At 73.4% G+C, this 14,214-nt stretch carries 15 protein-coding genes; 4 read left to right on the top strand and 11 right to left on the bottom strand.

Annotated features, from left to right (window positions below):
* Positions 1–37: 37 nt before the first annotated feature.
* A complete protein-coding gene (locus tag BN6_RS47425) occupies positions 38–199 on the bottom strand; it encodes a hypothetical protein (protein WP_015101185.1) in 162 nt (53 codons plus the stop codon).
* A gap of 18 nt (positions 200–217) precedes the next feature.
* On the opposite strand from BN6_RS47425, the gene BN6_RS18310 reads away from it, so the two are divergent.
* Positions 218–844, top strand: coding sequence for a hypothetical protein (locus tag BN6_RS18310; protein ID WP_015101184.1), 627 nt, complete (start codon positions 218–220; stop codon positions 842–844).
* A 55-nt stretch (positions 845–899) separates the two neighbouring features.
* On the opposite strand, the gene BN6_RS18305 is transcribed toward BN6_RS18310, so the two are convergent.
* Together BN6_RS18305 and BN6_RS18300 are read right to left on the bottom strand one after the other, a co-directional pair.
* Positions 900–2,126, bottom strand: a complete 1,227-nt coding sequence (locus BN6_RS18305) for an AI-2E family transporter (protein WP_231905333.1) — start codon at positions 2,124–2,126, stop codon at positions 900–902.
* Between the two features lie 63 nt (positions 2,127–2,189).
* Complete coding sequence (locus BN6_RS18300) at positions 2,190–2,561, bottom strand: hypothetical protein (protein ID WP_158509405.1); 372 nt, start codon at positions 2,559–2,561, stop codon at positions 2,190–2,192.
* A 177-nt stretch (positions 2,562–2,738) separates the two neighbouring features.
* On the opposite strand from BN6_RS18300, the gene BN6_RS18295 reads away from it, so the two are divergent.
* Positions 2,739–3,281, top strand: coding sequence for a cysteine hydrolase family protein (locus tag BN6_RS18295; protein ID WP_015101181.1), 543 nt, complete (start codon positions 2,739–2,741; stop codon positions 3,279–3,281).
* 43 nt (positions 3,282–3,324) lie between these two features.
* Here the strand turns inward: BN6_RS18295 and BN6_RS18290 are convergent, their stop codons facing one another.
* Positions 3,325–5,007, bottom strand: coding sequence for a sensor histidine kinase (locus BN6_RS18290; RefSeq protein ID WP_041313182.1), 1,683 nt, complete (start codon positions 5,005–5,007; stop codon positions 3,325–3,327).
* A gap of 165 nt (positions 5,008–5,172) precedes the next feature.
* Here BN6_RS18290 and BN6_RS18285 point away from each other — a divergent pair, with 165 nt between their 5' ends.
* A complete protein-coding gene (locus BN6_RS18285) occupies positions 5,173–6,147 on the top strand; it encodes an Acg family FMN-binding oxidoreductase (protein WP_041313179.1) in 975 nt (324 codons plus the stop codon).
* Positions 6,148–6,222: 75 nt separating this feature from the next.
* Positions 6,223–7,194: a magnesium transporter CorA family protein gene (locus tag BN6_RS18280; RefSeq protein ID WP_085983508.1), complete on the top strand. Its 972-nt coding sequence runs from the start codon at positions 6,223–6,225 to the stop codon at positions 7,192–7,194.
* Positions 7,195–7,372: 178 nt separating this feature from the next.
* On the opposite strand, the gene BN6_RS18275 is transcribed toward BN6_RS18280, so the two are convergent.
* The 7 genes from BN6_RS18275 to BN6_RS18245 all read right to left on the bottom strand — a co-directional run bounded on the left by BN6_RS18275 (position 7,373) and on the right by BN6_RS18245 (position 14,214).
* A complete protein-coding gene (locus BN6_RS18275; protein WP_408005339.1) occupies positions 7,373–8,530 on the bottom strand; it encodes an NAD(P)/FAD-dependent oxidoreductase in 1,158 nt (385 codons plus the stop codon).
* Positions 8,531–8,681: 151 nt separating this feature from the next.
* The gene (locus tag BN6_RS44910; RefSeq protein ID WP_015101176.1) at positions 8,682–9,299 is read right to left on the bottom strand and encodes an LLM class flavin-dependent oxidoreductase; all 618 of its coding nucleotides are present in this window, start codon (positions 9,297–9,299) and stop codon (positions 8,682–8,684) included.
* Positions 9,296–10,078 (bottom strand): ABC transporter ATP-binding protein, encoded by a 783-nt coding sequence (locus BN6_RS18265; RefSeq protein ID WP_015101175.1) that lies wholly within the window; start codon positions 10,076–10,078, stop codon positions 9,296–9,298. The genes BN6_RS44910 and BN6_RS18265 overlap by 4 nt, the downstream gene beginning before the upstream one ends.
* Positions 10,075–10,869, bottom strand: coding sequence for an ATP-binding cassette domain-containing protein (locus BN6_RS18260; RefSeq protein ID WP_015101174.1), 795 nt, complete (start codon positions 10,867–10,869; stop codon positions 10,075–10,077). Before BN6_RS18260 ends, BN6_RS18265 begins: the two co-directional genes overlap by 4 nt.
* Positions 10,866–11,696 (bottom strand): ABC transporter permease, encoded by an 831-nt coding sequence (locus BN6_RS18255; RefSeq protein WP_015101173.1) that lies wholly within the window; start codon positions 11,694–11,696, stop codon positions 10,866–10,868. The genes BN6_RS18260 and BN6_RS18255 overlap by 4 nt, the downstream gene beginning before the upstream one ends.
* Positions 11,693–12,658, bottom strand: coding sequence for an ABC transporter permease (locus BN6_RS18250; protein WP_015101172.1), 966 nt, complete (start codon positions 12,656–12,658; stop codon positions 11,693–11,695). Before BN6_RS18250 ends, BN6_RS18255 begins: the two co-directional genes overlap by 4 nt.
* Complete coding sequence (locus tag BN6_RS18245; RefSeq protein WP_015101171.1) at positions 12,655–14,214, bottom strand: ABC transporter substrate-binding protein; 1,560 nt, start codon at positions 14,212–14,214, stop codon at positions 12,655–12,657. Before BN6_RS18245 ends, BN6_RS18250 begins: the two co-directional genes overlap by 4 nt.

Genomic DNA, 14,214 nt, shown 5'->3' with positions numbered 1-14,214 from the left:
GGTGACGTCGAAGGACCACGTCGTCGCCGGCCCGAGGTCAGCCGGCGGGCTTGTCGGCCTCCGCCAGGCGGGCGTGGAGGCGTTCGCGGATCTGGTCCGGGGTGTAGGCGCGACGACGTCGTTCGGCGCGTGCGACCACGGCCCCGGTCGCGGCGACTCCGACGAACGCGGCCAGGCCTGCGAGCTTCCACCAACGCATGTGCCTAGGCTACTGCCCGTGGCAGGCATCTCCTTGGACGAGGCTCTCGACGCGACGCGCACCGGTGACGTCTGGGTGTTCCGCGGTCGCAGTGCCGCCGACCGGGCCATCCAGGCGTTGACCAACAGCCCGGTCAACCACGTCGGCATGTCGGTGGTGATCGACGACCTGCCGCCGTTGATGTGGCACGCCGAGCTGGGCCGGTCGCTGCCCGACCTGTGGGCCGGGAAGCAGCAGCGCGGCGCGCAGCTGCACGACCTGCGCGAGGCCGTGCTGACCTGGGCGCGCAAGTACGGGCAGCGCGCCTGGCTGCGGCAGCTCGACCACCCGGTCACCCGCGCGGCCGAGGACGCCGTCCTGCGCACGATCGCGCGGATGGACGGCACGCCGTTCCCCTCCTCCGCCCGGCTGGCCTCGCGCTGGCTGCGCGGCCGCGTCCCGCTGCGCAAGCGGTCGGACGCCGAGCTGGAGACGGCGTACTGCGCCGAGGTCGTGGCGGTGACCTACCAGGCGATGGGGCTGCTCCCGGCCGACCGCAACCCGAACTGGTACGACCCCGGCCGCTTCTGGAGCGGCGACGAGCTCGAACTGACCGACGGCGCCCGGCTCGGCGACGAGATCGCCGTCTCGATCCCGGCCGGCTGAGCGGGGCCCGGCGGGTCGACCTGTGCCAGTACGCCGAACGGCGTGCAGGCGGGTCCTATGCCTTGTCCAGGCGCGGGAAGGTGACCTCGCGCAGGACGAGCAGGAGCGCCGCCGCGATCGGGATGGCGACCAGCGCGCCGACCACGCCCAGCAGCGCGCCGCCCAGCAGCACCGCGATCACCGTGACCAGGGCGGGGACCTTGACCGCGCGGCCGATGATCCGGGGCACCAGCAGGTAGTCCTCGATCACCTGGTAGGCCAGGAAGAACCCGATGGTGGCCAGGCCCGCGGTCGGCGAGACGGTGAAGGCGACCAGGCTCGCGATGATCGCGCCGAGCGCCGCGCCGACGACCGGGACCAGGTCGAGCAGGGCGACGGTGACGGCCAGCAGCAGGGCGTAGGGGACGCCGAAGGCCAGCAGCCACAGGAAGGTCAGCACGCCGGCGATCAGCGAGATGGCCAGGTTGCCCAGGACGTAGCCGCCGACCTTGGCGAAGATCTCGTCACCGATGAGGATGACCCGCGGCCGGCGCGAGTGGGGCACCAGCCGGTACAGGCCCTGGCGGATGCGCGGCAGGTCGGCCAGGAAGTACACCATCAGCACCATCACGACCAGGAAGTCGCCCAGCGCGCCCAGCACCGCCTGCCCGGCACCGAGCACGCCGCTCATCCAGTCCTGGGAGCCGCCGGTGAACAGGCTCTCCACCCGCTCGCGGATCCCGAAGCGCGTTTCCAGCTGCCCGAGCGTGGAGTGGCTGTCCTGCAACGCCCGCAGGTGCCCGGGGACCTGGTCGGTGAACTGCCCGGCCTGGTCGACGATCACCGGGATCGCCGCGGCCAGGAACCCGCCCACCAGCCCGAGCACCCCGACGAACACCGCCGTCACCGCGGCCCAGCGCGGCAGGCCGCGGCCGACCAGCCAGGACACCCCCGGCTCCAGCCCGATCGCGATGAACCACGCCAGGCCGAACAACACCAGCATGTCCTGCGCGGTGACCACCAGCTGGGCCAGCAGGTAGGTGGTGGCCACGCCGGCGGCACCGAGCATGCCGACGAAGAACGGCGAGCGGTGGTTGAGCGGCTTGCCGGGCCGGCCCAGCGGCTGCTGCGGGGTGCTGATCTCGGCCGCGATGGCCTCGGCCTCGGCGACCGGCCCCTCCTCGTCGCCCCGGTGCGGCTGCGCCACCAGGTCGTGGTGCCCGCCCTCGGCCGCCGACGCCGGTTCGCCCCGCTCACGGGAGGAGTCCGCCAACCCCATGCCCCCGCCTCCCGCCTCCGTCATCCGCCCGCACACCACGGGCGTTGAGGTGCTACCCGTTACGCCGGCCGGCCAACCCGCCGGGCGCTACCGGTCGGTGCACCACGCGATGGTCCGGGTCAGCAGGGTGTCGAGGGAGAGGTCGACGTCGGTGCGGACGACACCGGCCGCGTCGCGGAAGATGGCGACGAACGGCCACGGCCCTTCCAGCCAACCCGCGTAGCTCTCCGTGTCGTCGGTCAACACGACACTGCGGCCTCGTCGCGGGTCGACCACCCAGTACACGCCGTGATCGTCCTCGTCGTAGTAGACGCTGATGTGCGCCGAGTCGACACCGGCGGCCGTCAAGGCGCTGATCACGCCGTACCGGCCGGCGGCGCTCTTGTGGTCCGGGTCGGCGCGGATCGACGCCCTGCCCCAGTCGACCCGGGTCGCCGCGCGCGACACCCCTTCCGGCACCGCGGGACCCCCACCCGCCGGCACACCCACCCGGCCTCCCTGAACGACGTCGGCTCGCACACTTCGGCTCGCACATTCGGCAAGCCACCCCAACGTACCGAGTCCGGCAATCGCATCGAGGCCCGGCAGGTAGCTTCAACCGCGCACTGCCGACCTTCGCGATCACGGGAGCCAGTCTTGACCACCGCACTGATCATCGGCGACCTCCAGCGCGGCATCACGGGCGACTTCCCGTTCGCCCGACAGGTCCTGCCGCCGATCACCGAGCTGCTGCCCCGTGCCCGTGCGGCCGGCGCGCTGGTGGTGTTCGTGCACATCGCCTTCCGCCCCAACGGGGCCGACCTGCCGCCGGACAACGCGCTGTACCGGGGGTTCTTCGACGCCGGAGACGCCTTCCACGAGGGCTCGGCCGGGACCGTGGTCGATCTCCCGGTCGCCGACGAGGACGTGGTCGTGCTCAAACGCCGCGCCAGCGCGTTCGCCGGCACCGACCTCGACATCGTGCTGCGCGCCCGCAAGGTCGACACGGTCGTGATCGCCGGGGTCGCGACCAGCGCGATGGTCGCCGCGACCGCCTACGACGCGGCCGACCGCGGCTACCACGTGACCGTCCTGCGCGACGGCTGCGCCGACGCCGACCAGGCGATGCACGACTTCTTCGTGGACGCCGTCTTCCCCAGCCGGGGGTTCACCGTCGTGCCCTGCGCCGACTGGTCCTGACCCCGCCTTCCCCGTCGACGGCCGGCGCGCGGCCGTCCCGCGGTCAGGCCAGGGGGACCTGCCAGGACAGACGGGTGCCGCCGGCGGTGTCGGGCGCCACGGAGAGGGTGCCGCCCAGCGCGGTCGCCCGGCGTTGCAGGTTGTGCAGGCCGCTGCGGGCCACCTGGCCGGGCATCCCCACGCCGTTGTCGACCACCGTCACGGTCAGGTGGTCGCCCGCCTCCACCGTCACGGTCAGCTCGGTGGCCCGCGCGTGGCGGACCACGTTGCTGACCGCCTCGCGGACCACCGCTTCGGCGTGCTCGGCGATGTCGTCGGGCACCGAGTTGTCCACCGTGCCGGTCATCCGCACGGTGGGCGTGACGGCCGCGTCCGCGGTCACCTCCGACACCAGGTCCAGCAGGCGCCTGCGCAGGCCCGGCACGTCGTCGGAGGCCTGGAGGTCGAAGATCGAGGTGCGGATCTCCAGCACGGTCTCGTCCAGCTGCGCGACGGCGCGCTCCACCCGTTCCCGGATCCGGGGCTGCTGGATGGACGCCAGCGCGCCCTGCAGGCTCATGCCGGTGGCGAACAGCCGCTGGATCACGTGGTCGTGCAGGTCGCGGGCGATGCGGTCGCGGTCCTCGAGGACGTCCACCAGCCGCCGGGCCCGCTGGTTCTCGGCGAACTCCAACGCCACGGCGGCCTGGTCGGCGAAGGACGCCAGCAGCGGGACCTGGTCCGCGCCGAACTGCGCGCTGCCCTTCTCCCGCGCGGCGAGCAGGACCCCGTGCACGGTGGTGCCGGTGCGCAGCGGCACCACGACGCCCGGACCGACGGCGACGGACGTCTCGCCCAGGCGTCCGCGCAGGTCCTCCACCAGCATCGGGGTGCCCGAGCCCAGCACTTCGCCGGCCACCGTGCCACCGGCCGCCAGCACCTGGCCCACCAGGGCTTCGACGTGCGCGCCGGCACCGGACGCGATGCGCAGCCGGTCGCCGTCCTCGGCCAGCACGATCAGCGACATGGCGGCCGCCGACAGCTCACGGGTGCGCTGGGTGATCAGGTGCAGCGCGTCGTCCGCCGACGCGCCGCCCAACAGCACCGTGTTGATCTCGGCGGCGGCTTCCAGCCACCGCTCGCGCATCCGGGAGCGCTCGAACAGGCGCGCGTTCTCGATCGCCACGCCGGCCGCCGCCGCGAGCGCCGACAGGACCACCTCGTCGTCGGCGGTGAAGTCGGCCGCCTCGGCCTTCTCGGTGATGTACAGGTTGCCGAACACCTCGTCGCGCACGCGCACCGGGACGCCCAGGAAGCTGTGCATCGGCGGGTGGTTGGCCGGGAAGCCGACGGACAGGTCGTGCGCGGTCAGGTCGTGCAGGCGCATCACCTGCGGGTCCTTGATCAGCACGCCCAGCAGGCCCTTGCCCTCCGGCAGGTGGCCCATGTGGGACCGGGTGTCGGGGTCGATGCCCACGTAGACGAACTCCGCCAGGTCGTCGCGGGTGCCCAGCACGCCCAGCGCGCCGTAGCGCGCGCCCACCAGCTCCACCGCGGCCTGGACGATCCGCTGGAGCGTGGAGTCCAGTTCGAGGCCCGCCCCGACCACCAGGACGGCGTCGAGCAGCCGCTGCATCTTGTCGCGCGTCGAGCCGATCTCGGTCAGGCGCTCGCGCATCTCGTCCAGCAGCTCGTCCAGCCGCAGCCCGCTGAGCAGGCGGCGCGGCACGTCCTCGGCTCCGACCACGGACCGTAGCGTTCCACGGCCGCGGCGCACCGCCAAGTCCGCCGGTCCCGACCCGGTAGGGACCTTCGACCGTGGGAACCGGCCACCCCCGGGCCGACAGTGGACGGGGTGGTCCGAGGGACCGGGGCGGGTTCCGGTCCGAGCACGGGAGTCGAGGTGTCGGGGATGGACGGGGTGACTGGTGCGCTCGGGCTGGACGCGGACGCGGTGGTCGAGGTGCTCGCCACCGCCACCCTGGCCCCCTCGGTGCACAACACGCAGCCGTGGCGGTTCCGGCTCGGGCCGGACCTGATCGAGCTGCACCCCGACCCGACCCGCCGGCTGCCCGCCACCGACCCGGACGACCGGGAGCTGCGGCTGGCGTGCGGCGCGGCGCTGTTCAACCTGCGGTTGGCGCTCCAGTCGCGCGGGGTCCGGCCGATGGTGTCGCTGCTGCCGGACTCGGCGGTGGCCGAGGTGCGCCGGGGCGGGCGGTTCCCGGTCGACGAGGAGACCCGCGCGCTGCTCTCGGCGGTGCCCGCGCGGCGGACCAACCGCACCCCGTTCCGCGACGTGCCGGTGCCGGTGGCGCACCGGCAGGCGCTGGTCCGGGCGGCCGAGCGGGAGCGGTCCTGGCTGCACGTCGTGACCGACCACGACCAGCGCTCCCGGGTGCGGGGCATGGTGGCCCGCGCGCACCGGGCGCAGGCCGACGACGACGGCGTGCAGGCCGAGTTGGCGGCGTGGACGGGCGGGCGGCCGCACGACGGCGGGGTGCCGGTCGAGTCGGCCGGGATCCGGCCCGCGCCGCAGGACGAGTGGGCGCTGCGCGACTTCCGGGCCGGCGAGCGCGGGCCCGGCAAGGACTTCGAGCCCGACCCGCTGGTGGTCGTGCTGTGCTCGTTCTACGACGGCGCGCTGGGCGGGTTGCAGGCCGGGCAGGCGTTGCAGCGGGTGCTGCTGACCGCGACCACGCTCGGGTTGTCGGCGTCGTTCCTGTCGCAGCCGATCGAGGTCCGGCCGGTCCGCGACGAGCTGCGCCGCGCGCTGGGCGGGATGGTGGTGCCGCAGGCGGTGCTGCGGATCGGGTTCGGCTCGCCGGTCCCGCCCACGCCCCGGCGCGCGGTGCGCGACCTGCTGATGGAACCCGCCGTGCGGTGAGGACGTCCAGCCCGGACTCCACCGGCGGCGCTCGCGCACCCGTCGGACCAGGCCGAGTTGATCTACCCTGGGCCGATGGCACGGACACGCCTGTACCGGCACGGGGTGCTGGAGGCCGAGGGGCTCCCGGTCCGCGAGGTCGCGCGGCACCTGCACGACGAGGGCGTCGTGCTGTGGATCGACCTGTGCGGGCCGTCCCAGGACGAGCTCGCGGGGCTCGCCGACGAGCTGGGCCTGCACGCGCTGGCCGTCGAGGACGCCCTGCACGCCCACGAGCGCCCCAAGCTGCACCAGTACGACACGCACCTGTTCCTGTCCGCCTACGCGGTGCGGCTGGACGAGTCGACCGGGCGGCTGGAGCACTCCGAGCTGTCCGCGTTCGTGACCAGGCGGGCGCTGGTGACCGTGCGCGACGACGACCGGTTCGACATGGACCTGGTGGTGGCCCGGTGGGACGAGTCGCCGGACCTGGCCGCGAGCGGTGTCGGGTACCTGGCGCACGGGCTGCTGGACTGCGTGGTCGACAGCCACTTCGAGGCCGTGCAGGCGCTGGACGAGCACATCGAGCACTTGGAGGACCAGGTGTTCGCGGAGCGCCCGAACGACGTCGACCTGCAACGGCGGGCGTTGGCGCTGCGCAAGTCGCTGGTGACGCTGCGGCGGGTGGTGCTGCCGATGCGGGAGGTCGTCAACGGGCTGATGCGCCGCGACCACGACCTGGTCGACTCCCGGCTGATGCCGTACTTCCAGGACGTCTACGACCATGTGCTGCGGGCGAGCGAGTGGACCGAGTCGCTGCGCGAGATGGTCGCGACCATCCGGGAGACCCAGCTCAACATCCAGGGCAACCGGCTCAACCTGATCATGAAGAAGGTCACCGGCTGGGCCGCGATCATCGCCGTCCCGACCGCCGTCACCGGGTTCTACGGGCAGAACGTGCCCTACCCCGGGTTCGGCGAGGCGTGGGGGTTCTGGGTGTCGACGGCGGCGATGCTGCTGATGTCCGGCGGGCTCTACGTGACGTTCAAGCGGCGCGATTGGCTGTGACGCGGCGTGCGTGACCGTCCGGCGGGACTGGCCGACGAGCAGGTGCGCGACGGGTTGGCGGCGTTCGGGATCCGGGCGCGGTCGGTGCTCCACGCGGCGGTCGGGTGCGGCGACGACGTCGCGGACGTCACGTTGTGGTTCCACGGGCCGCACGAGGTCGTGGTCAACGCACTGACCGTCACACGATGTGCGCCTCCGGGCGGATCGGGGCGTCGCCGGCGAACCGCCCGGCCGACAGCGGTGTGACGTCCACGAACGGGGTTCGGCCCAGGTGCAGGTCGCGGAGCACCTCGCCGACCGCCGGGGCCTGGAGGAAGCCGTGGCCGGAGAAGCCGGTCGCGTAGAGGAAGTTCGACGGCGAGTCGGCGCGGCCGATCAGGGCGTTGTGGTCCGGGGTCACCTCGTACAGGCCCGCCCAGCCCCGGTGCACGCCCGCGTCGAGCAGGCGCGGCGCGCGGCGGGCCATCGCGTCGGTGAGGCGGGGCAGCCAGTCGGGCGAGTAGGTCAGGTGGAAACCGGGCTCCTGGGTCGGGTCGGACATGCCCAGCAGCAGGCCGCGGCCCTCCCGGTGGAAGTAGAACGAGGTGCCGAAGTCGATGGTCATCGGCAGCGCGCCGGGCAGGTCCGGGATCGGCGCGGTGACCAGGACCTGCCGCCGGACCGGGGTGACCGGGAGGTCGACGCCGGCGTGCGCGCCGATCTCCCGCGACCACGCGCCGGCCGCGCAGACCACGGTGCCGGCGCGGATCGGGCCCCGGTCGGTCAGCACGGTGCGCACCTCGTCGCCGACGACCCGCAGGCCGAGCACCGACGTGCCGGTCAGCAGCCGCGCGCCGAGCCTGCGCGCCGCCACCGCATAGCCCAGGACGACCGATTCGGGCGTGCAGTGGCCGTCGTCCGGCGAGAACGCGGCGGCGACCACGTCGTCCACCTCGACCAGCGGCGACAGCCGGCGCGCGGTGCGCGGGTCGACCATCCGGCTGGGCACGCCGAGCCGGTTCTGCAGCACGACGTGGCGCTCGAACGCGGCCGCGTCGTCCTCGTCGGTGAGCAGGAACAGGTAGCCGACCCGGTGCAGGTCGATCTCCTGCCCCGGCCGGGTGCCGAACCGGGCGAACGCGTCGAGGCTGCGCGCGCCGAGCCGGATGTTGACCTCGTCGGAGAACTGGGCGCGCACCCCGCCGGCCGCCTTGCACGTCGAGCCGGACCCGAGTTCGGCGCGTTCGAGCAGCACGACGTCGGACACCCCGGCCTCGGCCAGGTGGAACGCGGCGCTCACCCCGACCACACCGCCGCCGATGATCACCACGGACGCCTCGCGCGGCAGTTCGCCCACCGCGACCCCCTTCCCGACGCCCCATCGTGGATCACCCGACCGGTCCACGTCGAGAACCCGCGCACCGCCGGGCGGCCCGGCCTCCTCGGGCCGCACCACCTGTGGCGGCTGCTGGTCGACCGGCACCACCAACGGCCCTCAGCGCCCACCCTCAGCGCCGCCAGCCGAGCGCGGGGGCGATCACGGTGGCCAGCCGGCTCAGCTCCTCGACCGCCGCGTCCACGTCGACCAGGGTGATCTCGGGCAGGAACCAGCTCTGCGCGTTGAGCAGGTCGACCAGGCCTGGCTCGGGCACCGCGAACCGGGGGCGGCGGGCCGCCTCGGCGTAGGCCAGCGCGATCCGCCGCTCGGCGGTCAGCAGGCCGTCGCCGTCACGGCCGACCCGGGCGGCGTCGCCGGTGTCCGCCGCGCGCCGCCAGATCCGGTCGGCCAGGGCGGGCGCGGCCGGCAGCCGCGACTCGCCGCGCAGGGCGGCGCGGACCGCCGCCGGCTCGTCCACGCCCAGTTCGAGCAGGCCGCCGCTGAACGCGTCGAGCACGGCGGCGTCCTCGGCCAGCCGCAGCGGGTGCGCGAAGGTGGCCGCCACCGCGCCCAGCCGCAGACCGGGTGCCCGCACGGCCGCCGCACCGAGGAACACCAGCGGCGAGGAGAGGTGCGTGCCGATCCACCCGCCGTCGAAGCCGAGCCGGCCCGCCGCGGCGAAGACGTCCAGGAGCTTGCGCGGGTCGGGGTCGCCGCGCAGGTGGAACCCCAGCTTGAAGGTGCTCACCCGACCTCCCCGGGCAGCTGGGGCACGGCGTCGAGCAACGCCCTGGTGCAGGGGTGCCGGGGATCGCGCAGCACCTCGTCGGTCGCGCCCCGCTCCACCACCTCCCCGTCCTTGAGCACCATCAACCGGTCGCACAGTTGTCGGACCACACCGATATCGTGCGACACCAGGACCAGCGACAGGCCGTGATCGGTGGCCAAACCTGCGACCAGCTCGACCACCCTGGCCCGCACCGCAGCGTCCAGCGCCGCGAATGGCTCGTCGCCCACCAGCACTTTCGGGTTCGGTGCGAGGGCGCGGGCGAGGGCGATCCGCTGCCGCTGGCCGCCGGAGAACTGGTGCGGGTAGCGGGTCGCGACGTCCGGGTCCAGCCCCACCGCGGCCAGCACCTCGGCCACGCGCGCCCCGTGGTCGCCGGGCAGGCCCAGGCACTCCAGCGGCTCGGCGACGATCTCGCGCACCACGTGCCTCGGGTTCAACGAGCCGAACGGGTCCTGGAGCACCACCTGGACCTCGCGCCGGAACCAGGTCAGGTCCCGGCCGGTCACCTCGCGGCCCCGGTAGCGGACGGTGCCCGCGTCCGGCCGGTCCAGCGCGAGCAGGAGCCGCAGCAGCGTGGACTTGCCGGACCCGGACTCGCCGACGATGCCCAACCGCCCGCCCTCGGCCAGCGACAGGCCGACCTCCCGCACGGCGTGCCGCCACCGGGCCCGTTCGAAGACCTTGCGCCGGGGCAGCCGGAACGACCGGCTCACCCCGTCCACCGACAACAACGTCACGGCCGGGCCTCCTGTCGCCGGAACGACCCGGCACGGGCGAGCGCGACGAGTTCGCGGGTCGCGGGGTGGCGCGGGGCGCGCAGCACGTCGGCCGGCACGCCCTCTTCCAGCAGTCGCCCGTCGCCGAGCACCAGCACCCGCCGCACGACCTGGGCCAGCACCGCGAGGTCGTGGGTGATGAACAGCAACGCCGTGCCCTCCTCGGCGACGAGTTCGGCCAGCAGCCGCAGGATCCCGGCCTGCACGGTCACGTCCAGCGCGGTCGTGGGCTCGTCGGCCAGCAGCAGCGCCGGGCGGCACGCCAGCGCCATCGCGATGCCGACCCGCTGCCGCTGCCCGCCGGAGAGCTGGTGCGGGAACGCGCGCACGGTGTGCTCCGGGTCGGGCAGGCCGACCTTGTCCGCCAACCGCACCGCCTCCGCGAACGCCGCCTTCCGGGACAGCCCGCGGTGGGTCCGCAACGGCTCGGCGATCTGCTTGCCCACGCGCATCAACGGGTTGAGCGCCGTCAGAGGTTCTTGGAACACCATGGCGATCCGCTTGCCGCGCACCGCCGAGAGCTCCCGGTCGCCGCGTCCGACCAGCTCGACCCCGTCGAACCGGACGCTGCCCTCGACCCCCATGCCCTCGGGCAGCAACCCCAGCACGGCCAGCGCCGTCAACGACTTGCCGGAGCCGGAGCCGCCGATCAGCCCGACCCGCTCCCCCGGCTCCACGGTGAAGCCCACGTCGTCCAGCAGCGTCCGCCCGCCGGACCGCACGGTCAGCCCGGAGACCTCCAGCAGGCTCACCGCGCCGCCACCAGCCTCGGGTCCGAGGCGTCGCGCAGCGCGTCACCGAGCAGGTTGAACCCCAGGACGGTACCGGCCACCGCCAGACCGGGCCAGATCACCAGCAGCGGCCGGGCCGCGATGTAGGACTGCTGTTCGTGCAGCATCCCGCCCCACGACGGGGACGACGGCGACGCGCCGTAGCCGAGATAGGTCAGAGCCGCCTCGGCCAGCACCGCCAGCGCCATCACCAGCGACAACTGCACGATCAACGTCGGCGCCACGTTCGGCAGCAGGTGCCGCCGCACGATCCGCCCCGTCCGCGCGCCCGAGGCCCGTGCCGCCAGCACGAAATCACTGCCCAGCACCGAGGTCAGCTCGGCCCGAGCCACCCGCGCGACGCCCACGCCGAACCCGATGCCGATCGCCGCCACCACCGTCGCCGTCGAACTCCCGTACACCGCCGCCAACACCATGGCAAGCAACAACGTCGGGAACGCCACCAACACGTCGATCAGCCCCACCGCCGACGCACCGACCGGGCGCGGCGCGAGCACGGCGACCAACGCGAGCGCCAAGCCCACCACGGCCGCGACCGCCGCCGACGCCACCGCCGTGACCAGCGTGCTGCCCGCACCCGCCATCAACTGGCTGAACTGGTCGTGCCCGATCCGGTCGGTGCCCAGCAGGTGCCCGCGCTGCAACGGGAGCAGCCACGCCCGCCCCGGGTCGGTGGCCCGCGGGTCGAACGGGGTCCACCACCACGACACCACACCGCCGACGACCAGCAGCGCCACCACGGCGAGCCCGAAGACGCCGGTCGGCCTGCGCAGCACCGCCCGGATCACCGGGGCTCCCGCAGCCGAGGATCGATCAGCCGAGGATCGATCAGCCGGTGCGCCACGTCGACCGCGAACCCGATCACCAGCACCGCCGCCACCACCAGGAACACCTCACCCTGCACCTTCACCAGGTCCCGGTTGCCCACGTCGGTCACCAGCATCGACCCCACACCCGGCAGCGTGAACACCCGCTCGACCACCACCGCACCGACCACCAACGCTGCCAACTGCAATCCCAGCACCGACACGACCGGCAGCGCGGCGTTGCGGACACCGTGTCGCAGCAACGCCTGCGTCCGCGTCAGCCCTTTGGCGCGCGCGGTCCGCACGTAGTCGGCGTGCAGCACGCCCAACACCGCCGACCGAACGAACCTCAGCAGCACCGCTCCTTCGGTCAGGCCGAGCGCGATCCACGGCAGCACCAGACTCCGTGCCGCCGCAACGGGATCGGCCCACCCGTCGACCGGGAACCCCTGCGCGGGAAGCCACCCGAGCTGCACCGAGAACACCAGCACGAGCACCAGGCCCAGCCAGAGCGTCGGCACGGCGATCCCGATCTGCGCCACGGCGCTGATCCCCGTGCCGACGAACGACCTGGACCGCAGTGCGGCCCACGTCCCCAACGGCACGGCCACGACGAGCGCCACGACGACGGCACCGGCCGTCAACGGAGCCGTCACCTGGAGTTTGCGCCCCAGTTCCGCGCCCACCGACGTGCCGTTGAGCTGGGAGCGGCCGAAATCGCCGTGCAGCACACCGGACAGCCAGGACGCGTACTGCGCGACCACCGGCCGGTCCAAGCCCAGGTCGGCGCGGATCGCGGCAAGCTGCTCGGGACTGGCCTGGAGGCCGCCGATCGTGGCGGCGACGTCACCGGGCAGCAGGCGCAGCAGCACGAACACCAGCGCACTGGCCGCCGCCAGCGAGAGCACCAGCAGCCCCGACCGGCGCACCAGGAACCACGTCACTTGGCCACCGCGAGCGACGCGAGGTCGTAGCGGTTGCTCGTTTCCGCCTTCGGCACGCCGTAGACGCCCTTGCGCACCACCGTGTGGGTCTGGTCGAGGAACAGCCAGTCGGTGGCGGCGTCCTCGGAGATCTTGCGCGCCACCCGCTTGAGCAGGCCGTCCCGCTCGCCGTCGCCCGACGCGGTGCGCGCCTGCGCGTACCACTGCCGGACCTGCTCGTCGTCGTAGCCGAAGTAGTAGTCGGGTTTGGTGTAGTTGACCAGGTCCCGCGCCTCGGCGTGGTCGACCAGGCTGAGCTGGAACTCCTTGTCCCGGTGGACCTGCGACAACCAGGTCTGGAACTCGACCTGCTTGACGGCGAGCGTCACCCCGACGTCCTTCAGGTTCGACACCAGCACGTCGCCGATCGCGCGCGGGTAGAACGAGGGCACGGTGAGCGTGAGCTCCAGACCGTTCGGGAAGCCAGCGCCGGCCAAGAGCTTCCGGGCGTTGTCGGGGTTGTGGGCGTCGATCGCGGTCAGGTCCTCGTACCACGGGTCCTGCGGCGGGACGGCGCTGCCGATCGCGGTGCCCGCGCCCACCGCCTTGATCACGTCCTGCTTGTCGATCGCCTGGCGGATCGCGCGACGCACGTCCGGGTTGTCGAACGGCGCACGGGTGCCGTTGAACGCCAACGTGAACTTGTCGGTCGTGGTGCCGCGCAGGATCGTGTAGCCGTCCCCGGTGAACGGCTGGAGCAGCGTCGGGTCGGCCGCCGTCTGGACGTCGGTCTCGCCGGTCTGCTGCGCGTTGTTGGCGGCGTTGGGTTCCGGGATGTAGTGGAAGACCACCTTCGCCACCTTCGGCCGCGCGCCCCAGTAGTCGCCGTTGCGGCTCAACGTGATGGAGGCGCCCCGGTTCCACCGGGTCAGCGTGAACGGACCGGAGCCGTTGGCGGTGCCGGCGAGCGAGGCGGAGTCGGTGCCCTTGCGGTAGACCGCGCCGCCGCGCTGGGTCAGGTTCCACAGCAGGAACGTGTCCCGCTGCTTGAGCGTGACCACGACGGTGGCCGGGTCGGGTGCGGCGACCGAGGCGATGGAGGCGAAGTCGGCCGCGTAGACGGCTTTCGAACCGGGCGCGAACTGCTGTTCCAGCGACCACGCCACGTCGGCCGAGGTGAGCGGCGTGCCGTCGTGGAACTTCGCGCCGGGCACCAGGTGGAAGGTGTAGGTCAGGCCGTCCGGCGACACCTCGTGCGAGGACGCGAGCCTGGGCACGATCTTGTCGTTGTCGTCGGTGTCGACCGACAGCAGGCCCTCGTAGACGTTGTCCAGCAACACCTGGTCGAGCGCCGCGCCGGCGGTGGAGAACAGGTCGAGGCCGGTCGGTTCGAGCACCAGCCGCACGTCGACGGCGGCGTCGAGGTCCAGCCGGTCGTCGGGCGGTGTTGCCTCCTGGTTCGCGGTCACCGCGCCGGGGTCGACCGCCCCGCCGGTGCCGCACGCCCCGGCGAACAGGGACACCGCGATCACGGACGCGGCGATCCGGGCGGCCGGGATCCTGGCAAGGCGTCGCAT

It is taken from the genome of Saccharothrix espanaensis DSM 44229 (genome assembly GCF_000328705.1).
Classification (GTDB): Bacteria; Actinomycetota; Actinomycetes; order Mycobacteriales; family Pseudonocardiaceae; genus Actinosynnema; species Actinosynnema espanaense.
The sequence above is the reverse complement of the archived record's forward strand: the minus strand, read 5'-3'. Positions and strand labels throughout refer to the sequence as shown.